Source organism: Agrococcus sp. DT81.2 (assembly GCF_049844935.1).
GTDB lineage: Bacteria > Actinomycetota > Actinomycetes > Actinomycetales > Microbacteriaceae > Agrococcus.
Genome location: NZ_JBNCLZ010000007.1, coordinates 54,424 through 77,413, shown reverse-complemented (window position 1 = coordinate 77,413; position 22,990 = coordinate 54,424). Strand labels below are relative to the sequence as shown.

Genomic DNA, 22,990 nt, shown 5'->3' with positions numbered 1-22,990 from the left:
CATGGCGGGGCAGGCGCACCCGCACGCCCACTCGCATGGTGGGGGCGGCGCGGATGCGTCGAGCACGACCCGCGTCGCCGTCGCCTTCGGCATCACCGCGGCGCTGCTCGTCGCGCAAGTGGTCGGCTCGATCGTCACCGGCTCGCTCGCGCTGCTCGTCGACACCGTGCACATGCTGACGGATGTCGCGGGGCTCGGGGTCGCGCTCGGCGCGCAGGCGCTGCTGCGCCGGCCGCCCACCGGCACGCGCACGTGGGGGCTCGTGCGGGTCGAGGTGCTCGCCGCGGCGGCGCAGGCGGCGGCGCTGCTCGTCGTCGCGGTCGTGGTGGTGGTCGAGGGCGTGCGGCGGCTCGCGGAGCCGACGGAGGTGCCGGGGCCGCTGCTGCTCGTGTTCGGCGTCGTGGGGCTCGCCGGCAACCTGGTGTCGCTCGCCGTGCTGGCCGGCGGGCGGCGGGCGAGCCTCAACCTGCGTGCCGCCTTCCTCGAGGTGCTGAACGACGCGATCGGATCCGTCGCGGTGATCGCGGCGGCGCTCGCGATCTGGCTGTGGGACTTCCAGCAGGCCGACATCATCGCGAGCGCCCTGGTCGCGGCGCTCATCGTGCCGCGCTCGGTCGTGCTGCTGCGCGACTCCGGCCGCATCCTGCTCGAGGCGACCCCCGCGGCGCTCGACCTCGCCGACGTGCGGGCGCACCTCGAGCGGCAGCCGCACGTGCTGGGCGTGCACGACCTGCACGCGACGACGCTCGGCACGGGCACGCACCAGCTGACCGCGCACGTCGTCGTCGAGGAGTCGTGCTTCCGCGACGGGCACGCCCCGCACATCCTCGACGCGCTGCAGCAGTGCGTCGCCGAGCACTTCCCCGTGCCCCTCGAGCACGCGACGTTCCAGCTCGAGCCGCCCGGCCACGCCGCGCACGAGTCGCCGACGCACGCCTGAGCCGGCCCGTCCTCGCGGCCGCGGTCGCACTCGCTTAGGGTGTCGCTCAGGAGAGGAGCCGCGATGGAGCGGATCGCCAACCCGGTCTCGGGCCGCGTGGACGACGACGACGCAGCAGCGCTGCCGCCGACCCGGCTCATGGTGGTGTGCCGCTACGGGCTCGCGCTCCTGATCCCCGTCTTCGTGCTGGTAGACGTGGCGATGGCGCAGACGCGCGGGCCGGGGGAATGGTGGATCCCGCTGGTGCCCTTCGTCATCGCCTTCACGCTCCTCACCGCAGGAGCGCATGGCTCGTGGTGGCGACCGGCGCCGCGAGGCGCATGGCAGGCGGGCATGATCGCCGTGATCGCCGTGCTCGCCGTCGGCGCGATCGTCGCGGTCGTCGTCGGACCGCCCGCGATGACGGTCACCACGACCCTCCTGATCGGCGCGGTGATCGGCGTTGGGGCCGCGCAGCTGTGGCGGATGCGGTCCGAGCGGCCCTAAGTTTGGCTCGGGCGAACCTGCACCGATCTGCGGGTGCGGGCACGCCATCACCCGCAACTCGGTACCGGAGCACCGCGGCCCCCGAGCGGACTGGTACCGATCTGCGGGTGCGAGCCGTCGCCACCCGCAATCCCGTACCGGAACCGCACGGGCCGACCGCGCGCCCGACCGCGTCCCGGCCCCTCGACCCGCCGCTCAGCGCACGGCGCGCACGAACGCCGCCCACGGTATCCGCTCGACGACGCCCTCCGCGGCCGCGGCCAGGACCGGGTCGTCGGTCACGAGCACGTCCGCCTGCAGCGACGCGACCGCGAGCGGCTCGGCGCGCGCCACGTCGTCCCAATCGAGCTGCACCGCGAGCCTCCACGCGACCGCGCGCGAGACGCGATCGGCGAGCAGCCGCACCTTGAGCGACGCGAGCGCCTCGAGCTGTGCGCGTCCCTCGGCATCCGAGAGGTCGCCCGCCCGGACGGCGGTGTAGAGCAGCTGCATCACCTGGGATCGCAGAGCCCCCGCGCCGACCAGCTGGTGCTCGCCCACGTCGATGCCGTCCCGCACGATGCGCAGCGCGGTCGGCGCGTCGATGGCGAAGCGCGTCATCAGCAGCTCGACTCGATGAGGTCGGCGTACCAGCGACAGCCGTCGAGCCAGGTGTCGATGCGGATGCGCTCGTCGCGCGCGTGCAGCGTCAGCCGCTCCTCGCGGGTCATCGAGAACGGCGTGAAGCGGTAGACGTGATCGGTGATGCGGTGCGCGTGGCGGCCGTCGGTGCCGCCGAGCATCACGTACGGCACGGTGAGCACGTCGGGGCGCAGGCGGCCGATCGCCGCCTCGATGTCGACCCAGCCGGGGCCGGTCGACGGGCTCTCGGGGCTCGGCCCGTGCCCGTGCAGCAGCTCGAGCTCGACGAGCGGGTCGGCGATCGCTCGCCGGACGAGCGTGAGCGTGTCGTCGACGCTCGAGCCGACCGCGATGCGCGCGTTCACGACCGCGACCGCCTCCTCCGCGAGCGCATTCGGCGCGGCCGAGCCCGACAGCTGCGTCACGACCGCCGTCGTCGACAGCATCGCCCGGGTCTCGTCACCGCGAGCGAGGATGCGCTCCACGAGCCGCCGCGAGCGCCGCACGTTGCGCAGCACCGCGCCCTGCGGCCCGCGCGCCTCGGCGCCGAGCAGCTCGAGCATGCGCAGCGCCGGCTCGGGCAGCGAGCGGGGGAACGACGCACGGTCCAGCCGCCGGATGGCGCGCGCGAGCCGCGACGTCGCCGGCAGCTGCGGCGGCGTCGACGCGTGCCCGCCGACTTGCGCCACACGCACCCGGATGTTCGCGAAGCCCTTCTCGGCGACGCCCACGACCGCGATCTCGCGCTCGACGCCCGCGATCGGCGGCTCGATGATCGCGCCGCCCTCGTCGAGCGCCCACGCCGGCCGCACGCCCGCCGCGTCGAGCGCTGCGATCGCCGAGGCGGCGCCCGTGCCCATCGTCTCCTCGTCGTGGCCGAACACGAGCCAGACGTCGCGGGCGGGCGTGAAGCCGGCCTCGAGCAGCGCCTCGACCGCCACGCAGATGCCGACGAGCGAGCCCTTGTCGTCGAGCGTGCCCCGCCCCCACACGTGCGTCGCGTCGCGGTGACCGCTGTAGGGCGGATGCGTCCACCCCTCGGGCGGAGCCGGCACGACGTCCTGGTGCGCCATGAGCAGCGCGGGCGAGCCGCCCGCGTCGTCACCGGCGGCGCGTCCCGGCCAGCGCGCGAGCAGCGTCGTGCCGACCGACTCGACCTCGAGCGCCTCGAACAGCCGCGGGAAGCGCTCGCGGAGCGCCGACTGGAACGCCGGCAGCTGCTCCGGCAGCTCGGTCGGCAACCGCACGAGCGCGATCAGATCGTCGATCGCGGACTCGTCGATGCGCACCACGCGAGCAGGCTATCGTCGTCGCCGACGGGGAGGCCGATGGGCGAACGCGAGCGCATGGTGGCGGCACTGCGCCGCTCCGGCAGCGTGTTCGCCGAGGACGAGCTGACCGAGCTCCACCGCGCAGCCCCCGACGAGGCGGCGCTCGCGGCAATGGTCGCCCGTCGCGCAGCGGGGGAGCCGATCGAGCAGATCGTCGGCACCGCCGCCTTCGCCGGGCTGCGCATCCGCGTGCGGCCCGGGGTGTTCGTGCCGCGCCGCCGCACGGAGCTGCTCGCCACGATCGTCGCCGACGCGCTCGCCGGGCTGCCGCGCGGCGCGCGCCTGCTCGACCTGGGCTGCGGCTCCGGCGCGATCGCGGCGCTCGCGATGCACCGCGTGCCCGGCCTCGAGGTGGTCGCGATCGACGCCGACCCCCGCGCCGTCGACTGCGCCCGCGAGAACCTCACGGCAGCCCGCGTGGTGCTGGCCGACTCGCCGGACGCGCTCGACGCATCCGCGCGCTTCGACGTCGTCGCCGCGAACCTGCCCTACGTGCCCACTCGCGAGCTCGCCCTCATGCCGCGCGACGCGCGGGAGCACGAGCCGCTGCTCGCGCTCGACGGCGGCCCCGACGGCCTCGTGCCGCTGCGCCGGCTCGCCCCCTCGATCGCGGCGCGGCTCGCCCCCGGCGGTCGCGTCGCCGTCGAGCTGGCGCCGCAGCAGGTGGATGCGGCGGCCGGCATCCTGCGCGCGGTCGGACTGGGCGGGGCGGAGGTGCGCGAGGACGACGCGCTGGGGGCGACCGTGCTCGTGGCGCGTTAGCGTGTGAGGCAACCACCGAAGGAGGCCGCCGTGGCCGTCACCGACAACACGCGCGAGATCGAGCCGACCGTCATCACCGACCTGAGCGAGCGGATGACGTACGGCGCCTACCTGGGTCTCGACACGCTGCTGGCCTCGCAGCATCCCAGGAGCGAGCCCGAGCACCACGACGAGCTGCTGTTCATCATCCAGCACCAGACGACCGAGCTGTGGCTCAAGCTCGTCATCCACGAGCTCGACGACGCGCGCCGCCTGCTCGCGGCCGATCAGCTCGGCGCCGCGCTCAAGCGCATCGCCCGCGTCAAGCACATCCAGGAGGTGCTGACGCAGCAGTGGTCGGTGCTCGCGACCCTCACGCCCACCGAGTACGTGCAGTTCCGCGGCGCGCTCGCGAACGCATCCGGCTTCCAGTCCGCGCAGTACCGGCTCGTCGAATTCGCGCTCGGCAACAAGCACGAGCGCATGCTGCAGGTGTTCGCGTCGAGCCCCGACGACCACGCCGCGCTCGCCGCCGAGCTCGAGCGACCGAGCCTGTACGACGAGTTCCTGCGGCTCCTCGCCCGCCGCGGCCACGCCGTGCCGGCCGAGGTGCTCGAGCGCGACGTGCGCAAGGCGCACGTGTTCAGCGAGCCGCTCGTCGACGTGTTCACGCGCATCTACACGGGTGCCGGGAAGACCGGGGCCGACCTGGCGGAGGGCGCCGAGCACTGGCGCGAGTACGAGGCGTGCGAGGAGCTCGTCGACCTCGAGGACAACTTCCAGCTCTGGCGCTTCCGCCACCTCCGCACCGTCACGCGCACGATCGGGATGAAGAGCGGCACCGGCGGCTCGAGCGGCACCGACTTCCTGCGCCGCGCCCTCGACCTCACGTTCTTCCCCGAGCTGTACGCGGTCCGCACCCGGATCGAGGAGTGAGCGCGCCCGTCATCGCCCGCGTCGAGCGGGCGCGCATCGGCGGGCACTGGGTGACGGATGCCGTGGTCGAGCTGAGCGGGACCGGCATGCGCCTGATACCGGCGGACGAGGTGCCGGAGGACGAGGTGCCGGAGGACGAGGCGCCCGAGGGCGTGCGCACCCGCATCCGCGGGGCGCTGCTGCCGCCCATCACCGACGCGCACGTGCACCTGGGGCTGACCGACGCTGCACAGAGCGCGTCGACCGCGCTCGGCCGCGTGCTCGACCTCGGCTGGGCACCGGATGCGCTGCCGGCGCTCGTCGAGGCGGCGCGCGAGGCGCACCCGGGCCTCGACGTGCGCGTCGCTGGCCCGCTCCACACGGCGGTCGGCGGCTACCCGGCGCGCAGCGGCTGGGCGCCGCCGGGCGCCGCCGCAGAGCTCGGCGGCGCTGACGACGCCGCGCGATCGATCCGCGCCCAGGCCGCCGCGGGAGCATCCGTCGTCAAGGTCGCGCTCAACGCCGAGGCGGGCCCCGCGCCCGACGACGCGCTGCTCGAGGCGATCGCGACCGAGGCCCGTGCTGCCGGCCTGCCGCTCGTCGCGCACGTGCAGGGTCGGGGCCAGGCGGAGCGGGCGCTCGCGGCCGGCGTCGACGTGCTCGCGCACACGCCGTGGACGCACCGGCTGGGCGACGACGTCATCCGCGCCGCCGCCGCGAGCCAGACCTGGATCTCGACGCTCGCGATGCACGGCCGCGGCGGCGACGACGTCGCCTTCGCGCGCGCGACCGACAACCTCGCGCGCTTCGCCGCCGCCGGGGGAACGGTCGCCTACGGCACCGACCTCGGCAACGGCATCGGCCGCTTCGACCTGGACCCGCAGGAGATCGCCGCCCTCCGGCAGGCCGGCATCGAGGGCAGCGCGCTCGTCGACGCGCTGCTGGCCGAGTGGCTGCTGCCTGCGGGACCGACCGTGGGCGTCGTCGCCGCCGACGTGCACGACGACGAGTCGCTGATCGCGAACCTGCACAGGGTGACCCACCTGCACTGGCATGACCTGGACCGGCAAGATCTGGACCGGCACGATCTGGGCCGGCACGACCTGGAGGACGCATGACCATCCCCGCACCGCGCACGGCCACGCACGACGCCGCCGTTCAGGAGCTCGCCGCGACGGCCGCCGCGCTCGACGCCGCCGACCCGCTCGCCGCCCACACGTCGGCGTTCGTGCGCGACGGCGACGTCGTCTCGTACCTCGACGGCAACTCGCTCGGCCGCCCGCTCGCCGCGCTCGAGGAGCGCTTCGCCCGCTTCATCGGCCACGACTGGGGCAACCGGCTCATCCGCGGATGGGACGAGGGATGGATGCGCCGGCCCTTCGACCTGGGCGACCGGATCGGAGCGCTCGTCGGCGCCGCCGCGGGCCAGGCGTTCGTCGGAGACTCGACGACCGTGCTGCTGTACAAGCTCGTGCGCGCGGCGGTCGACGCGCAGGCGGGGTCCGGCCGCACCGAGATCGTCATCGACGACGACAGCTTCCCGACCGACCGCTTCGTCGCCGAGGGCGTCGCCGCCGAGCGGGGGCTGACGCTGCGCTGGATCGAGGTCGACCGCGCCGGCGGGGTGTCGCTCGAGCAGGTCGAGGCTGTGGTGGGCGAGCGCACGGCGCTCGTGCTGCTGAGCCACGTCGCGTACCGCTCCGGCCATGTCGCCGACGTCGAGGGCATCACGCGCGCGGCGCACGACGCCGGCGCGCTCGTGCTGTGGGACCTGTGCCACTCGGCGGGCGTCATCCCCACGCAGCTCGACGCGTGGGGCGTCGACCTCGCGGCCGGCTGCACGTACAAGTACCTGAACGGGGGCCCCGGCTCACCCGCCTTCGCGTACGTGCGGCACGATCTGCAGGCTCGGCTCGCGCAGCCGATCCAGGGCTGGATGGGTGCGGCCGACGTCTTCGCGATGGCGGCCGCGTTCGAGCCCGCGCCCGACCTCCGGCGCTTCGTCAGCGGCACGCCGCCGGTGCTCGCCACCGTGGCGCTCGAGGCGATGGTCGAGCTGCTCGAGCAGGTCGGCGTCGACGCCGTGCGCGAGAAGTCGGTCGCGCTCACCGGCTTCGCCGAGGAGGCGCTCGCGCTGCAAGTGCTGCCGCTCGGCGCGCGCCTCGCGAGCCCGTCGGCGGGCCGCGAGCGCGGCAGCCACCTGACGGTGACGCATCCCGCCTTCCGCGAGGTCACCGAGCGGCTGTGGGCGCGCGGCGTCATCCCCGACTTCCGCGGGCCCGACGGCATCCGCGTGGGCCTGTCGCCGCTCAGCACCACGTTCACGGAGGTCGAGATCGGTGTCGCCGCGATCGGCCAGGAGCTGCGCAGGGCGATCCGCTGAACGCGGCGCGACCGTCGGGAGATGGCCATCGTCACCCACTACGCTCGCACCATCGACCCGTCCACCGATCGCTTGGGAGTCTCTGTGAAGCTGCGACACCTGCCTCTGCTCGTCGCGTCGGTCGTCGTGCTGAGCGGATGCGGGGTGGTGACGGATCCGGATGACGTGACACCCGCGGTGTACGTCGAGCAGGCGGAGGTCGATCCGAGCGCCGTGGCCCTGTTCGGGCAGGAGAGCGTGGATCAGGCTGTCGCCGAGCTGACCTCGTTCGCGGTCACGGAGGCGTTCCCGCCCGCCCTGCTCGACCCACAGGAGCGGGACTTCACCCGCGAGGATCTCATCGGCGAGGGGATCGTCGACCGCCTCACCGTCGAGGCAGCGGAGGGCTGGGAGGCGCTCGTGGACGCGGCGCTCGAAGGAGACTCCGACGCTCGGGACGGTGTGCGGGCGCTGCGCTTCTACGACGTGGACGAGGAGTGGACCCTGCCCGTCGACGAGCCGGTCGTGCTGAGCCAGCAGATCACGGAGGTGGACGTCGACACGGACGCCACGGGTGGAGAGGGCCGGGAGCTGCTGGTGATCTCCTTCGACCACGACGCCACGCTCGCGTTCCGCGACGAGGACCGACCCGTCAACCTCGGGATCGAGAAGTCGATGACCTTCCGGCTCACGCCGGCGGCGGCCGAGGACCGGTTTAACTGGTCGATCGCCACGTTCGAGGGCGAGTACGAGGAGATCCCGGAGCCCTAGTTTCGGCTCCTCCGCTCACGGGATCGCCGGCGGGAGGGCCCCGGCGTCGCGCAGCGACTCCAGCACCATCGGGAGGTGCGCGAACGCATCCTCCACGTCGGCGGGCTCCGCGATCTCGTGCGCGTTCGCCGCGAGGTACGCGCGCAGCGCGTCGTCGAACTCCTGGGCGCCGGCGCGGCGCCGGGCGTCGACCAGGGCGGCTGCGCCCGCGGTGTACACGCCGGTCACGTAGGCGGCAGAGGGCCGCCGGTAGCGCTCCCAGTGGGACACCGGCTGTCCCACTTGCCCCTCGAGCTCCGGTGGGACCGGCGCGCGGCGCACGTCGGAGCCGCGCTGATCGGCGATGACCTGCACGAAGGTGGCGAACGACTCGTCCAGCCACGGGTGCGCACCCTGGTTGTTGCCGACGAGGCCGTAGAACCACATGTGGGCGACCTCGTGCGTCACGAGCCACCCCGACTCGTCGAACCGCAGGTCCCCGAAGTGCATGGCGCCCGAATGCTCGATGCCGCTCGTCTGATCGGGGAGCACGCTCACCCACAGGTCGGTGTAGGGGAACGCACCGAGGTACCCCGCGGTGTCCCGGATCGCTCGGGCGACCTCCGCAGCCCACCGCGCCGGGGACTCCCTCGTCGCGCCGGGCGGTGCGCCCACGTGCACCCGCACGCCATCCACCTCCCGCTGCACGACCTCCAGCCGACCGACCGTCACGGCGACATCGCGCACCGCGGGGTCCGCGAATCCGTGGACCGTCATCCCCGACGCCTCGTCGCGACGGGAACCGGTGGAGGCGCCCGTGCCCATGACCGCGTGCTCGGATGGTGCCGTGACGGCCAGCGACCGCAGGTCGAACGTCTCGCTCGTCGTCATCTCCCCGACGACAGCGACGGCCGGCTCCCTCGCCCAGCCGCGCCCCCGCTCCCAGGCCAGCAGCGGGAAGGCAGTGGCGAACCAGGCGACGTCACCGCCGGCGGACACGCCCACGCGCTCGTCCGTCCCCTCCCCGAGGGTGAGGGTGAAGGCCAGCTCGGCGCTGACCGTCCGGCCGGCGGCGACGCAGGCGGGCAGCGGCAGCTCGACCAGCGTCCCCGGTTGCCCTTCTGGCGCCCCCGCCGCGAGGACGACCGGCACCACCCGCTCGCCGTCGACCCAGGCGGCCGTGACCTCGAGCGCGTTGCCCGTGCGGGCCGTGGCCGGCTTGTTCGGCCAGGCACGGAACACCAGCTCGCACACGCGCAGGTCAGGGGTGAAGTCGATGCGCTCGCGCCCCGTGACCGAGCGCAGGTCGTGGCCGACCTCGAACGACAGGTCGACGACCGGGCGCGCCGGATCGGGCGAGGCCCAGTCATCGGTCGAGGAGCAGCCGGTCATGACGAGCGTGCCGACGAGCAGCGCACCGAGCCCGCGCAGCCGGCGCGCTCCCGTGCGGCGGCGACGCATCATCCGAGCGGCCCGGCACGGGAGAGGAGCTCGTCACCGTCTCGCTCGGTGACGGAGAGCGAGGAGACGTCGATCGCGGCGAGGCACGCCACGCTGCGCTCGCCCGGGTCGAGGTCGCGCATGGTCACCATCGGTGCCGCGCCGCCGCCGTCTCCGCGAGGGCTCCGCAGCGCGGCGGGCTCGTCGGGCGCGGTGACGGCGACCTCGAGCATCGGCACGGTCAGGCCGTCTCCGGTGGCCTTGAGCACCGCCTCCTTGCGGGTCCACCACACCGCGAGCGCCCGCCCTCGATCCGGGGGCGGGATGCGCCGGTAGTCGGCGAGCTCGGTCGGTGTGAGGATGCTGTCGCTGATCGCGGTCAGCTCGGCACCGTCGCGCTCCCCGATGCCCTCCACATCCACGCCGACGGCGGCGCCGTCCGCAACGGCGACGACGACCCGACGACCCGCGTGAGCGATGCTGAACGAGACGGCTGCGCGATGACCGATCAGCCGCGGCTTGCCGTGGTCGCGCCCGCACCTCAGGCAGGTGGTGTCGAAGCGCAGCTCGGACGGCGGCGTGCCGGTCCGTTCAGCGAGCACGAGGCGGAGCAGCGAGCGCGCGGTGACGAACCGATGCCGGTCGCCGGCGTGGCGCAGACGACGGGCGCGGCGCTGCTCCGTGTCGTCGAGCCGCTGCATCATGTCGGTGCGGTCGGAGGGCGTCGCCCACCACACGTCGCACGCGGCGCTGCGGCGCCCGTCGGGTCGGTCGCTCATGCGCGCATCAGCTCGTCGAGCAGGTCGAGGCCGAGGTCTGCGGCGGCGGGCTCGAGCGGGCGCATCCCGGCATCGCCGAACCAGTCCGGCGTCGCCTCCGGGTGCGGCCCGACCACGCCCACCGCGCCGCGGCCGTGCGGCGCGACCAGGGCCGCGGGGAGTCCGTTGTCGTAGACGGCGAGCACGTGCGCAGGCCCGCGGCCAGGGTCGAGGTCGAAGAACGGGCCGTCCTGGAAGAACACCTGGCGCCGCGCCCCGCGCCACCGCACGGTCGTCACGGTGTCCTCCTCGCCGGTGATGCTCGCGCCGGGGGAGGAGATGTACTGATCGGAGTCGCCGGGGAGCAGCCCGAATCCGGGCGTCTCGCCGGCGAGGTAGCCGCCGAGGCAGAAGCCCAGGTAGCGGCCGCCGGTGCCGACGAAGCTGCGGACCGCGGGGACGTGCCGCCGCAGCTTGCGGTACGCGTGCTCGAGCTCGCCGCCCCCGGGCTGCGCGTACAGCACGGCCTGCGCGAGCGACTCGGCGGAGAGGTCGCGGGCCTCCCGTGGGCCCACGTACTCGACGTCCAGGCTCCAGCTCGATGCTCGCAGCAGCTCGGCGACGGCCTCGGGGCACCCGGGCTCCGAGGCTGGACCGCGATAGACCAGCGCCAGCGGTCGCGGTCGCGACGGTGACGGCGGCATCGCGCTAGCCGCTGTTGGCCGCGGTCCGCGGATCGTGCGCGTGGTGATGCGCGTCGGCGACGGGCTTCGCCGCACCGCCGCCCGTCGTGCCCATGACCGACTGCCGCACCTTGCGCGTGACCCACCACACCGCGGCCTCGAGCGGGCCTCGCGAGAACCACCGGCCCCACAGCAGCGCGAACCCGACGACGACCACGAGCTGGATCACGAACGTCGTGGCCTCGCTGTCGGGCTGGAAGGGGGCGCCGAGCATGAGGAGGTGCGCGGTGTACAGCGTGAAGGTCATGCTGCCCGCGGCCGCGAGCGGCACGAGCACGGAGCTCGCCACCCGACCCAGCAGCAGGCACGCGGAGAGCACCGCGAGCGAGGTGCCGATGGTGAAGGCGATGTCGAACGTCGTGGAGGAGTGCGGCGCCATGATGCCGAGCCACCATGGCGTGGAGGTCGGGGTCACCCCCGAGAAGCCCCACACGATGAGATCGGTGTACTCCTCCGGATCCATGGTGGTCATGGCGACCGACTCCAGGTGGCGCCAGCCGCCGGCGACGTTCATCAGGAGCCACGACCCGGCGCTCGCGGCGAAGGCGACGACCACCCCGATGACGCCGATCTTGATGACGACGCCACGGGCGTCGAGCGCGCAGCGCCCGACCGCCACGCCGACGCACAGGTAGGCCAGCCATGGCAGCGCGGGGAACATCCCGGTGAGCGCGAGCTCGGTGACCAGCCGCGTCGGCTCCGTCACGAGGTCGGTGAAGCTCGGGTTGCTCTCTGGAGCCACCGGCAGCTGGGCGCGCACCACGTGGCTGAGGACGGGCATGAACAGGGTGACCGCCGCGGCGAGGATGACCAGGGCGCGCGTCGAGAGCGACAGCAGCGGGATCGCCAGCACGAACAGCACCGCGTAGTAGGCGAGGATGACTGCAGCACTGTCAGGCGACACCACGTGGCCGAGCAGCAGGCCCACGGCGCCGATCATCAGCGCGCGGACCGCGAGGGAGACCGCTGCTGCGGTCCACTTGCGCCCGGTCGGGCGGCGGCGTCCGCCGCTGCCGAAGGCGATGCCGACCCCGGCCAGGACCGCGAAGAGCGCCGCCGCCTTGCCGACAGAGACGATCCAGGCGTCCGACATCTCGCCTTGGGCGTTGACGTCCGGCAGGATGTGCACCGCCATCATGCCGATCAGCGCGAGCCCGCGAGCGACGTCGACGCCGATCACGCGGCGCGCGGTCGCTCCGCTCGATCCGGCAGGCGTGTCGACCGCAGCGGTGGCGGAGACGTCGGCCGTGGGCTCGCAGTCGTGCGGGATGTCGACCCCGTCGCGGATGGACGCCGATGGGGCGGCGGCCGGTGGGTCGGTCTGCTGGGCAGTCATCGTTCAGCTTCTTCCTGGTGCAAGGTCGGAACCCGCGCGGACCCGCCGCGCTGCCGGCTGGGCGGGGATGCCGCGCCACGAGGTCCCGGGCAGCAGGCTCTCGCCCTTCATCACGAGCGACAGGGGAGCGAGGCTGCTCTCCTCGCCCAGCACGGAGTCGTAGAGGACGACCGCTCGGCTGCCCACACTCGAGCCGTCGCGCAGGGAGATCTTCGACATCTTCATGACCCGGTCCTCGAACAGGTGGGTCTGCAGCGACGCGTGAGCGCCCACGACCACGTCGTCGCCGATCTCGACGAGGTCGAACTCGGTGAGGTACGTGGTGTCGATCAGGGTGCGCTTGCCGACCTTCGCGCCGAAGAGCCGGAGCATGGGTGCGAGGAGCGGCGTGCCGGCGAGCATGGCGAGCAGCGCGGGCACGGCCACGCCCTCGTAGATGCCCGTGACGAACTCGGTGCGCCGGACGAAGCCGCTCCACAGCGGCTCCACGCGCTTGCGGTACCGACCCACCACCAGCCACTTCAGCGCGGCGACCCCCAGGACGATGACGAGGCTCGAGCACAGCGCGATCGCCGGCGTGGCGAGCACGAGGGCGAGCATCGGCACCGAGGTCGAGATCGTCGACACCGCGAGGAGCGTGACGAACGTGAACAGGCCCAGGATCGAGGCGGGCAGCACGATCCGGAAGAACTCGATGATGTAGCGCCGGCGCACCTGGCGCGCGGTCGGCTTGAAGGTCTGCGCCTCGGTGAACTCGTCGTACATCTCGCGGCGAGGCAGGTAGATCGCCGGCGACCCCAGCCACGAGGAGCCGGGAGCGGCACCGGTGACGGGCGGGACGGACTGGACGCCGATCAGGGAGCCGTCGCCGAGGTGCGTGCCTGAGGGGATGAACGAGGCGTTGCCCACGAACGCTCGCGTGCCGACGGTGGTGGGGCGGAAGGCGACGTGGCCGTTGCAGTACGTGGCGCTGCCGACGCTGGCCATGTCGGCGACGAACGCGCCGTCCTCGACCGTGAGCATGTCGGGATCGATGTTCGCGATCGTCGACACCTCGGCGCCTCGGCCGATGCGGGCGCCGAGCGCCCGCAGCCATGCCGGGGTGTACAGCGTGGCGTAGAGGGTGTTGTTCAGCGCGAGGCTCTGCTCGAGCAGCTTGTCACCGAACCACTTCTCCATCCCGAGCTGCGAACGGAGGTGGTGGATGCCGACAGGGGTCGCGGGCAGCGCCAGTCGCCGGACCGCGAGGATCAGGAGGCAGGTCGTGGCGACGAAGATCGGCCCGGACACCGCGGTCATCACGAACGCCGCCAGCTGGCCCTCGGTCAGCAGCAGCCACCACACGAGCGCGACGACCGGAGCCATGGCCAGGAGCGGGAGGAGCTCGAGGAACGCCAGTCCGATGCCGAAGGAGAGCATGAGCCGGCGCGGCCACTCCCGGGGTGCCTCGGAGCACTCGGCCATGAGCTCGAACACCGGGTCGCCCGCGGAGTCGAGCGGCTTGGCGGGAGAGCCGGACCAGGTCGCGGCGGCAGGGACGTGCTGGCCGGCCTCGAGCAGCGACTGCTCGCGGAGGATGGCGCCCGCGCCCACGGTGCTGGGGCCGACGACGACCGTGTTCGCGCCCACGACGGCGTCGCGCTCGATGACGATGGCGCCGATCGTCAGCACGCCGTCGGCGACCTCGAAGGCGTTCAGATGCGAGGCGTAGCCGACGGTGGCGCCGTCTCCGAGGCTCACGAGGTGCGGCAGCGCGATCTCGGCGGTGCCGATGTGGCAGGCCTGACCGACCCGGGCGCCGAGCAGGCGCAGGTAGGGCGCGGCCCAGGGCGACCCCGAGAGCATCGACAGCGGCGACAGCATCATCGCCTTCTGCGCCGCCCACACCCGCAGGTGCACGGATCCCCAGAGCGGATAGGTGCCCGGCGCGATCCCGCCGGTGAGCAGACGCACCCCGACGAGCGGGACCAGCCATCGCCCGAGCAGGTACGACAGCGGGAAGAGCACGACGAGCTGCTGGAGCATCTCCACGTTGGGCTCCCCGTCGTGGATGCTGTAGAGGATGCCGATCGGCAGCATGAAGACGACCAGCATGGTGTAGATCCAGCTGAGCTGCGACAGCCCGAACACCGCGACGCGCCAGCGGCTCGGCGGTGCCGGCCGCGGCCGGCGCTCGGCCATGGGCTCGGGCACGCCCTCGAGCATGGCGAGGTCCTGGTGGTGCGCGAGGGCGCGCACCGAGGGGTTCGCGTAGAGATCGAGGATGGACAGCCCGGCGTCGCTGTGCGTCGCGCGCAGCCTCGAGACCACGGTCGCGGCGAGCAGCGAGTGGCCGCCGAGGTCGTCGAAGAAGTCGGCCTCGACGGAGAGCGATCCCTCCGGGAGGCGGAGGATCTCCTCCCAGACGGCGGCGATGCGACGCTCGGTCGCGGTCTCGGGGGCGACGTAGGCGTGCTGACTGACGACGAGCCGCGGCCCGTGAGGCTCCGGCAGCTTGTCGCGGTCGGCCTTGCCGCTCGCGAGCATCGGGATCGCGTCGACGACCTCCAGGTAGGCGGGCACCATGTACGGGGGCACGCTGCGCCGCAGCTCGGCGTGCAGTCGGGGGATGAGGTCGCCGTCGCGGGCGACGCCATCGGCGAGCAGCACGTACCCGGCCAGCTCGCCGCCGCTGTCACCGGAGGCCAGCAGCTTCACGACTGCCGCGGAGACGTGCTCGTCGCGCAGCATGACGCTCTCGATCTCCTGCAGGTCGACGCGGTGCCCGCGGACCTTGACCTCGCTGTCGGCTCGGCCGAGGTACTCGATCTCGCCGGCGGGCAGGAACCGACCCAGGTCGCCGGTGCGGTACATCCGCTCTCCGGTCGGGCTCGCAGGGTCGCGGACGAAGCGATCGGCGGTGAGCTCGGGCCGGTTGACGTAGCCGCGCGCGACCCCGGGCCCGCTGACGCAGATCTCACCGACCTCGCCGAACGGCACGGGCTGGTAGTGCTCGTCGCGGAGGGTGACGGCGTAGGTCGGCAGCGGCCAGCCGATGGTGACCGGTCGACCGATGCGAAGGTCGGCCCACGTGCAGGTGACGGTGGTCTCGGTGGGGCCGTAGGTGTTCAGGATCCTGCGCCCGTCGACGCCCCACCGCTCGACGAGCTCCTGGGGGCACGCCTCGCCGCCGACGTTGACGGTGCGGATCGAGGGGATCGTCCGGTCGAGGGTCGCCAGCACCGTGGGGACGCAGTAGATCATCGTGATGGCGGACGTCTCGAGGAAGTCGGCGAGGCCGCTGCCGACGCGGCGGGCGTCCGTCGGGCCGGCCACGAGCGTGGCGCCCACGGCCCAGGTCGGCCAGATCTCCTCGATCGAGAAGTCGAACGCGATCGTCATGCCCTGGTAGACGCGGTCGGAGGCCGTCACGCCGTAGAGCGGCGGGACCACGTCGATGAAGTTGCAGATGCTCGACTGCGGGATGTCCACGCCCTTGGGGCGACCGGTCGAGCCCGAGGTGTAGATGATGTAGCAGGTCGGGTCGCCCTCGAGCGAGACCTCCGGTCGCATGTCGGGGCGCAGCGACAGCTCGCCGGCGCTGCGGTCCATCGCCACGATCGAGATCGGCAGGTTCGAGCAGGCCTCGTCGAACTCCGACGTGGTCAGCATGAGATCGAGGGACGAGTCCTCCGCGATGTACGTCACCCGGTCGACCGGAGCGGCCGGGTCGATCGGGATGAACGCGGCGCCGGCCTTGAGGGTCCCGAGCACGGCGACGTACATCTCGACGGAGCGCGGGATCAGGATCCCCACCCGAGCCCCCGGCTGCAGCCCGAGGGCCAGCAGGTGGTGCGCGAGCTGGTTCGCCCGCTCGTCCAGTGCCTGGTACGTCAGCGACTCGCCATCGCACTCCAGCGCGGTTGCCGTCGGCCGAGCATCGCACGTGCGCTCGAAGTAGTGGTGCAGCCGGGCGAGGGCCGTCGAACGGCCGGCGATCGGACGCTCCACGTTCTCGAGGTGACCTGATGTCGTCTCGGACGAGTACGTTGTCATCGAGGCCGCTCCTTTGCAAACATTGTTACGTAACACCTTTGGGACAGTGTGCCACAGCATCTCGGGGCAGGGGGATCGGTGTCGGGCAGGATCGGGCTGATGAGCACCAGCAGCAGCCAGGACCGCGGCGACGCACCGCCGGTGGTCGTGCGCAACGCGCTCCCGGCGGACGCCCGCCGCATCCGCGAGATCATCGCCCCCACCGCCGCGGAGGGCACCGTCATCGACAAGGGCCTCGTCGCGTACTTCGAGTCCATCCAGGAGTTCGTCGTCGCGGAGGTCGTGCACGACGGCGAGCCGCGCGTGATCGGCTGCGGCGCGCTCCACGTGCTCTGGGACGACATCGCGGAGGTGCGGACGGTCGCGATCGACCCCGACTTCCGCCGGCGAGGCGTCGGGCACCGGATCGTCGAGACGCTGCTCGCGAGGGCGCGCGCACTCGGCCTCAAGCGCGTCTTCTGCCTCACGTTCGAGGTCGCCTTCTTCCGCGGCCACGGCTTCCAGCCGATCGCGGGCACGCCGGTGGGCACGGACGTGTACGCCCAGATGCTGCGCTCGCACGACGAGGGGGTCGCGGAGTTCCTCGATCTCGCCCGCGTGAAGCCGAACACGCTCGGCAACACCCGGATGATCGTCGAGCTCTAGCCCGGGCCCCGGAGCTCCGGCCCGGGAGCCGGGCCGCACGGCTTCCCGGCTAGGCTCGAGAGGCGAGATCCGCACCGCATCACCGCGCCCACGAAGCCCACGGCAATGGAGCCAGCATGACTGACACCCCCACGTACAAGCTCGACCCGGCGCCGCAGGGCGAGCGCGTCTACGCCGGCCCGACCCGGCTCGAGCGCGACTCGCTCGGCGAGCTCCCGGTGCCCGCGGACGCGTACTGGGGCATCCACACCGAGCGCGCGCTCCAGAACTTCCCCATCACGGGCCGCTCCATCTCGGTGTACTCCGACCTCGTCAACGCGCTCGCGGTGGTCAAGCAGGCGTGCGCGCGCGCCAACCGCGAGATCGGCGTGCTCGATCCCGAGAAGGCCGACCTCATCGATCGCGTGTGCCGGCGGATCCGCGGCGGCGAGCTGCACGACCAGTTCAAGGTCGGCGTCATCCAGGGCGGCGCGGGCACCTCGACGAACATGAACACGAACGAGGTCATCGCGAACGCGTGCCTCGTCGAGCTCGGCCACCCCAAGGGCGCGTACGAGCACTTCAGCCCGATCGACGACGTCAACCGCTCGCAGTCGACGAACGACACCTACCCGACGTCGATCAAGGTCGCGATGTCGTTCACGCTGCGTCGGCTGCTCGACGAGCTCGAGCGCCTGGCCGACGCGTTCGACCGCAAGGGCGTCGAGTTCCGCGACGTGCTGAAGGTGGGCCGCACGCAGCTGCAGGACGCCGTGCCCATGACGCTCGGCCAGGAGTTCCGCGGCTTCGCCGTCACCCTGCGCGAGGACTACGACCGGCTGCTCGAGACCATCAAGTGGCTCAGCGAGGTCAACCTGGGCGCGACCGCGATCGGCACCGGCATCACCGCCGACCCCCGCTACGCGGAGGCCGCGTCGAGGCACCTCGCGGAGCTCACGGGCCTGCCGATCGTGCCGGCCGCCGACCTCATCGAGGCCACGAGCGACACGGGCGTCTTCATGACCCTCTCCGGCACGCTCAAGCGCAGCGCCGTCAAGCTGTCGAAGATCTGCAACGACCTGCGGCTGCTGTCCTCCGGTCCCCAGGCGGGCCTCGGCGAGATCACGCTGCCGCCCAAGCAGGCCGGATCGTCGATCATGCCGGGCAAGGTCAACCCCGTCATCCCCGAGGTCGTCAACCAGGTCGCGTTCGCGGTCATCGGGTCGGATGCGACGGTCACGGCGGCGTCCGAGGCCGGCCAGCTGCAGCTCAACGCCTTCGAGCCCGTGATCGCCCACTCGATCCTGCAGAGCCTGCACTGGATGACGCAGGCGTGCCTGACGCTGCGCGTCAACTGCGTCGACGGCATCGAGGCGAACCGCGAGCGGCTCAGCATGATGGTCGGCACCTCGGTCGGCGTCGTCACGGCGCTGACGCCCTACCTCGGCTACGCCGACTCGGCGAAGCTCGCGCACGAGGCGCTCACGGGCAACAAGTCGATCGCCGATCTCGTGGTCGAAGCCGGCCTGATGGACCGGGAGCGGGTCGAGAAGCTGCTCGCTCCGGCGCGGCTGTCGGGCCTGCAGCCCGTGACGCAGGCGATCCCGGTGATCTCGGGGGACGACCTGCCCTGAGGTGACCTGCCCGGGGCGGCCTGCCTGAGCCGACCCGCGACTGGGTACGCTCCTGTGGTGACCGCCACCGCGCCCCTGTCGCCGCTCGTGCGGAAGGATGGCCCGAGCGTCGGCTTGATCGCCGGCGTGATCGGCATCGCCGTGCTCGCGCTCGCGTCGTTCGGCGTGATCCTGGTGCTCGGCGGGGCGATCGGCAACCCGCTCGTGGTCGCCACGTCAGGGCTCATGGCGCTCGTGCCGCTCGCGTTCGTCATCTGGGCGGTGCTCGCGATCGACCGCTGGGAGCCGGAGCCGCGCGTCGCGATGTGGTTCGCGGCCCTGTGGGGCGGCGTCGCGGCGGTGCTGCTGACGCTCGCCGTCAACTCGTTCGTGCTGGAGCCGCTGGTCGCGCCGTTCCTGCGCTCGCAGGAGCAGCTCCAGTTCTACGCGACCGTGATCCAGGCGCCGATCACCGAGGAGCTGTGGAAGTCGATCCCGGTCGTCATCATGTTCCTGTTCTTCCGCAGGACGTTCGACGGACCGGTCGACGGCGTGGTCTTCGCGGCGCTGTCGGCGGCAGGGTTCGCCTTCACCGAGAACATCCTCTACTTCGGCACGTCGCTCGCCGAGTCGGGCGACGGCTCCTTCATCTTCTTCCTGCGCGGCATCATGAGCCCGCTGACGCACGCGATCTTCACCGCGGTCGGCTTCGGGCTCGCGCTCGGCCTCGCCGCTCGGCTGCGCTCGCGCTGGTGGATCCTGCTCGCGTTCCCCGCCGGCTGGCTCGTGTCGGCGCTGCTGCACGCGCTCTGGAACTCGGCGAGCTGGTGGGTGCCCGGCGGCACCGTGGGCTTCTTCGTCTACTACCTGATCGTGCAGGTGCCGCTGTGCGTGCTCGCCGCGGCGCTCGTGTGGCTGCTGCTTCGCCAGGAGATCCGCATCACCCGCGCCCGGCTGCACGACTACGGCAGGGCCGGCTGGTTCACCGCGGAGGAGGTCGAGCGGCTCGCCACGGGCGACGGCCGGGCTTCGCTCATGGACTGGGCGCGCCGGCGCGGCCTGCGCCGGCCGATGCGGGAGTACATCGTCACCGCCACCCGGCTCGCGAACCACCGGCAGCGCGCGCTCGTGGGCCGCGACCGCAGCCGGGCCGTCGCCGACGAGGCGTCGCTGCTCGCCGAGCTCCTGCACCATCGGCGGGGGATGGCGACCGCCGCGGTCGGTCACCCGGTCGCGGTGGCGCAGGGCGCCGCGGTCTCGGCCCCCACCGGCGCCCGCGTGCAGCGCTTCGGCGACCTCGACGGCGGCTGGCCGCCGCGCCCCTGAGGCGCGCTGCGCCTGGTAGAGTAGTGCGGTTGCCGTAGACCGGCCGCGGACAGAGAGCGCCCCAGCATCGGGCTGGGGCACCGCGCTGCGAGGAGAGAGGGGTTTCGAATATGAGCCTGAACGCAGAGATCAAGAAGGCCATCATCGAGGAGTACGCCACGCACGAAGGCGACACCGGGAGCCCCGAGGTGCAGATCGCGCTCATGTCGCGTCGCATCAAGGACCTCACGGAGCACCTGAAGGAGCACAAGCACGACCACCACTCGCGTCGTGGTCTGCTGCTGCTCGTCGGTCAGCGTCGCCGCCTGCTCGGCTACCTCCAGGAGATCGACATCGCCCGCTACCGTGCGCTCATCGAGCGCCTCGGCCTGCGCCGCTAGCCTTCCGAGCGTTCCACGAAGGGCCGTCCCCACGGGGGCGGCCCTTCTGCGTGCCCTCCTGGGGATCCGTGGTCGGTGCTGGTAGCCTGATCGAGGCCGCGTCTGCGGCCGTCGTGCGCCCGATTCGCACCTGCTCGAGAGCTGGTCGTTGGTGGAGGGTGCCGAAGTCGCCTTCGGCGCTCTCCACTGATGACCACTCCGTGCCGCGACGGCGCACGTCTCGCATGTCGTGCCCTGACGGGCACAGGAGAGGAGTGACCTTCATGGAAGGTCCCGAGATCACATTCGCCGAGGCTGTCATCGACAACGGCCGCTTCGGCAAGCGCACCGTCCGCTTCGAGACGGGCCGGCTCGCGCAGCAGGCCCAGGGCGCAGCCGTCGCCTACATCGACGAGGAGACGATGCTGCTGAGCGCCACGAGCGTCTCGAAGCACCCGAAGGACAACTTCGACTTCTTCCCGCTCACGGTCGACGTCGAGGAGCGCATGTACGCCGCGGGCCGCATCCCCGGCTCGTTCTTCCGTCGCGAGGGCCGCCCCTCGACCGACGCGATCCTGACCTGCCGCCTCATCGACCGGCCGCTGCGCCCGTCGTTCGTGGAGGGCATCCGCAACGAGGTCCAGGTCGTCGTCACGGTGCTCGCCATCGAGCCCGACGAGCTCTACGACGTGCTCGCCATCAACGCCGCGTCCATGTCGACGCAGCTGAGCGGCCTGCCGTTCGACGGCCCGATCGGCGGCGTCCGCGTCGCCCTCATCGACGGCCAGTGGGTCGCGTTCCCGAAGCACTCGCAGCTCGAGCAGGCCGTGTTCAACATGGTCGTCGCCGGTCGCGTGGTCACCGACGCCGCAGGCGCCGAGGACGTCGCGATCATGATGGTCGAGGCCGAGGCCACCGACAACGCCTGGGAGCTCATCCAGGGCGGCGCCGTGAAGCCGACCGAGGAGATCGTCTCGCAGGGCCTCGAGGCCGCGAAGCCCTTCATCAAGCAGCTCGTCGCCGCGCAGGCCGAGGTCGCGAAGACCGCCGCGAAGCCGACGCAGGAGTACCCGCTGTTCCCGCCCTACTCGGACGAGGCCCTCGAGGCCGTCCGCGGCATCGCGAAGGACCGTCTCGGCGAGGTCTACCGCATCGCGGGCAAGATCGAGCGCCAGGACGCTGACGACCAGCTCAAGGAGCAGGTCAAGCAGGAGATCTCGCAGCGCATCGAGCGCGGCGAGCTCGACCCGAGCATCGCGACGCAGGTCTCGGGCGCCTACAAGGCGGTGACGAAGGAGGTCGTCCGCGGCCGCATCCTCACCGACCAGATCCGCATGGACGGCCGTGGCCTCGCCGACATCCGTCCGCTCGACGCCGAGGTCGCGGTCGTGCCGCGCGTGCACGGCTCCGCGATCTTCCAGCGCGGCGAGACGCAGATCATGGGCATCACGACGCTCAACATGCTCAAGCTCGAGCAGCAGATCGACTCGCTCAGCCCTGTCACGACGAAGCGCTACATGCACAACTACAACTTCCCGCCCTACTCGACCGGTGAGACCGGCCGAGTCGGCAGCCCGAAGCGACGCGAGATCGGGCACGGCGCACTCGCCGAGCGCGCGCTCATGCCGGTGCTGCCGAGCCGCGACGAGTTCCCCTACGCGATCCGCCAGGTCTCGGAGGCGCTCGGCTCGAACGGCTCGACGTCGATGGGCTCGGTCTGCGCCTCGACGCTCGCGCTGCTGAACGCCGGTGTGCCGCTGCGCGCACCGGTCGCGGGCATCGCGATGGGCCTCGTGAGCGACACGGTCGACGGTGAGACCCGCTACGCGGCGCTCACCGACATCCTGGGCGCCGAGGACGCGCTGGGCGACATGGACTTCAAAGTCGCCGGCACGCCCGAGTTCATCACGGCGATCCAGCTCGACACGAAGCTCTCCGGCCTGCCGGCCTCGGTGCTCCACAGCGCGCTGACGCAGGCGAAGGAGGCGCGCACGAAGATCCTCGAGGTGCTCAACGCCGCCATCGACGAGCCCGACGAGATGGCGCCCACCGCGCCGCGCGTCATCAGCGTGCAGATCCCGGTCGACAAGATCGGCGAGCTGATCGGCCCGAAGGGCAAGACGATCAACCAGATCCAGGACGACACGGGCGCCCAGATCTCGATCGAGGACAACGGCACCGTCTACATCGGCGCCGTCGACGGCCCCTCGGCCGAGGCCGCGCGCGCCGCGGTCAACTCGATCGCCAACCCGCTCAACCCCGAGCTCGGCGAGCGCTACCTCGGCACGGTCGTGAAGACCGCGTCGTTCGGCGCGTTCATCTCGCTGCTGCCCGGCCGCGACGGACTGCTGCACGTGACCGCGATGCGCGCCCTCAACGGCGGCAAGCGCATCGAGGCCGTCGAGGACGTCGTCACGATCGGTCAGAAGATCCAGGTCGAGATCACGAAGATCGACGACCGCGGCAAGCTCTCGCTCGAGGTCGTCGACGAGTCGGCCCCGGCCGTCGCGCCGGTCGAGGAGTCGACGGAGTCGGCAGACTCGGCCGAGTAGTCGCACGAACCGGATGCCCCCACCCGACCGGGTGGGGGCATCCGTCGTCTGCGCGTGC

The 22,990-nt window shown here is 72.4% G+C and carries 19 protein-coding genes; 12 read left to right on the top strand and 7 right to left on the bottom strand.

Features of this window, described 5'->3' with window-relative positions:
• The first annotated feature begins 1 nt into the window (after position 1).
• Together ACLQ21_RS13510 and ACLQ21_RS13505 are read left to right on the top strand one after the other, a co-directional pair.
• On the top strand, positions 2 to 940 hold the full coding sequence (locus tag ACLQ21_RS13510) for a cation diffusion facilitator family transporter (protein WP_425664479.1): 939 nt from the start codon (positions 2 to 4) through the stop codon (positions 938 to 940).
• A 63-nt stretch (positions 941 to 1,003) separates the two neighbouring features.
• A complete protein-coding gene (locus ACLQ21_RS13505; protein ID WP_425664478.1) occupies positions 1,004 to 1,426 on the top strand; it encodes a hypothetical protein in 423 nt (140 codons plus the stop codon).
• Between the two features lie 195 nt (positions 1,427 to 1,621).
• Here ACLQ21_RS13505 and ACLQ21_RS13500 read toward each other — a convergent pair whose 3' ends face one another.
• The gene (locus tag ACLQ21_RS13500) at positions 1,622 to 2,026 is read right to left on the bottom strand and encodes a hypothetical protein (protein ID WP_425664477.1); all 405 of its coding nucleotides are present in this window, start codon (positions 2,024 to 2,026) and stop codon (positions 1,622 to 1,624) included.
• The gene (locus tag ACLQ21_RS13495; protein ID WP_425664476.1) at positions 2,026 to 3,339 is read right to left on the bottom strand and encodes a M20/M25/M40 family metallo-hydrolase; all 1,314 of its coding nucleotides are present in this window, start codon (positions 3,337 to 3,339) and stop codon (positions 2,026 to 2,028) included. The genes ACLQ21_RS13500 and ACLQ21_RS13495 overlap by 1 nt, the downstream gene beginning before the upstream one ends.
• Before the next feature lie 36 nt (positions 3,340 to 3,375).
• On the opposite strand from ACLQ21_RS13495, the gene ACLQ21_RS13490 reads away from it, so the two are divergent.
• The 5 genes from ACLQ21_RS13490 to ACLQ21_RS13470 are packed head-to-tail and all read left to right on the top strand — an operon-like array spanning position 3,376 to position 8,167.
• Positions 3,376 to 4,140 carry a N5-glutamine methyltransferase family protein gene (locus ACLQ21_RS13490; protein WP_425664475.1) on the top strand — a complete coding sequence of 255 codons (765 nt, stop codon included), beginning with the start codon at positions 3,376 to 3,378 and terminating at the stop codon, positions 4,138 to 4,140.
• A gap of 30 nt (positions 4,141 to 4,170) precedes the next feature.
• Complete coding sequence (locus ACLQ21_RS13485) at positions 4,171 to 5,055, top strand: tryptophan 2,3-dioxygenase (protein ID WP_425664474.1); 885 nt, start codon at positions 4,171 to 4,173, stop codon at positions 5,053 to 5,055.
• Positions 5,052 to 6,152, top strand: coding sequence for an amidohydrolase family protein (locus ACLQ21_RS13480; protein WP_425664473.1), 1,101 nt, complete (start codon positions 5,052 to 5,054; stop codon positions 6,150 to 6,152). The genes ACLQ21_RS13485 and ACLQ21_RS13480 overlap by 4 nt, the downstream gene beginning before the upstream one ends.
• The gene (locus tag ACLQ21_RS13475) at positions 6,149 to 7,417 is read left to right on the top strand and encodes a kynureninase (RefSeq protein WP_425664472.1); all 1,269 of its coding nucleotides are present in this window, start codon (positions 6,149 to 6,151) and stop codon (positions 7,415 to 7,417) included. Before ACLQ21_RS13480 ends, ACLQ21_RS13475 begins: the two co-directional genes overlap by 4 nt.
• Before the next feature lie 21 nt (positions 7,418 to 7,438).
• Positions 7,439 to 8,167: a hypothetical protein gene (locus ACLQ21_RS13470; protein WP_425664471.1), complete on the top strand. Its 729-nt coding sequence runs from the start codon at positions 7,439 to 7,441 to the stop codon at positions 8,165 to 8,167.
• A 15-nt stretch (positions 8,168 to 8,182) separates the two neighbouring features.
• On the opposite strand, the gene ACLQ21_RS13465 is transcribed toward ACLQ21_RS13470, so the two are convergent.
• The 5 genes from ACLQ21_RS13465 to ACLQ21_RS13445 are packed head-to-tail and all read right to left on the bottom strand — an operon-like array spanning position 8,183 to position 16,458.
• Positions 8,183 to 9,610: a M1 family aminopeptidase gene (locus ACLQ21_RS13465; protein WP_425664470.1), complete on the bottom strand. Its 1,428-nt coding sequence runs from the start codon at positions 9,608 to 9,610 to the stop codon at positions 8,183 to 8,185.
• The gene (locus ACLQ21_RS13460; RefSeq protein ID WP_425664469.1) at positions 9,607 to 10,365 is read right to left on the bottom strand and encodes a 4'-phosphopantetheinyl transferase family protein; all 759 of its coding nucleotides are present in this window, start codon (positions 10,363 to 10,365) and stop codon (positions 9,607 to 9,609) included. The genes ACLQ21_RS13465 and ACLQ21_RS13460 overlap by 4 nt, the downstream gene beginning before the upstream one ends.
• Entirely contained in the window at positions 10,362 to 11,048 is a 687-nt protein-coding gene (locus ACLQ21_RS13455) for a BPL-N domain-containing protein (protein WP_425664468.1), read from the bottom strand. The genes ACLQ21_RS13460 and ACLQ21_RS13455 overlap by 4 nt, the downstream gene beginning before the upstream one ends.
• Positions 11,049 to 11,052: 4 nt before the next feature.
• Positions 11,053 to 12,423, bottom strand: a complete 1,371-nt coding sequence (locus tag ACLQ21_RS13450; protein ID WP_425664467.1) for a heparan-alpha-glucosaminide N-acetyltransferase domain-containing protein — start codon at positions 12,421 to 12,423, stop codon at positions 11,053 to 11,055.
• A gap of 3 nt (positions 12,424 to 12,426) precedes the next feature.
• Complete coding sequence (locus ACLQ21_RS13445; RefSeq protein ID WP_425664466.1) at positions 12,427 to 16,458, bottom strand: Pls/PosA family non-ribosomal peptide synthetase; 4,032 nt, start codon at positions 16,456 to 16,458, stop codon at positions 12,427 to 12,429.
• Positions 16,459 to 16,557: 99 nt separating this feature from the next.
• On the opposite strand from ACLQ21_RS13445, the gene ACLQ21_RS13440 reads away from it, so the two are divergent.
• The 5 genes from ACLQ21_RS13440 to ACLQ21_RS13420 all read left to right on the top strand — a co-directional run bounded on the left by ACLQ21_RS13440 (position 16,558) and on the right by ACLQ21_RS13420 (position 22,932).
• The gene (locus ACLQ21_RS13440) at positions 16,558 to 17,103 is read left to right on the top strand and encodes an amino-acid N-acetyltransferase (protein ID WP_425664465.1); all 546 of its coding nucleotides are present in this window, start codon (positions 16,558 to 16,560) and stop codon (positions 17,101 to 17,103) included.
• A gap of 116 nt (positions 17,104 to 17,219) precedes the next feature.
• Positions 17,220 to 18,716 (top strand): aspartate ammonia-lyase, encoded by a 1,497-nt coding sequence (locus ACLQ21_RS13435; RefSeq protein ID WP_425664464.1) that lies wholly within the window; start codon positions 17,220 to 17,222, stop codon positions 18,714 to 18,716.
• A gap of 57 nt (positions 18,717 to 18,773) precedes the next feature.
• Entirely contained in the window at positions 18,774 to 20,021 is a 1,248-nt protein-coding gene (locus ACLQ21_RS13430; protein ID WP_425664463.1) for a PrsW family intramembrane metalloprotease, read from the top strand.
• 110 nt (positions 20,022 to 20,131) lie between these two features.
• A complete protein-coding gene (gene rpsO, locus ACLQ21_RS13425; RefSeq protein WP_425664462.1) occupies positions 20,132 to 20,401 on the top strand; it encodes a 30S ribosomal protein S15 in 270 nt (89 codons plus the stop codon).
• Positions 20,402 to 20,664: 263 nt separating this feature from the next.
• Entirely contained in the window at positions 20,665 to 22,932 is a 2,268-nt protein-coding gene (locus ACLQ21_RS13420) for a polyribonucleotide nucleotidyltransferase (protein WP_425664461.1), read from the top strand.
• Positions 22,933 to 22,990 lie beyond the last annotated feature (58 nt).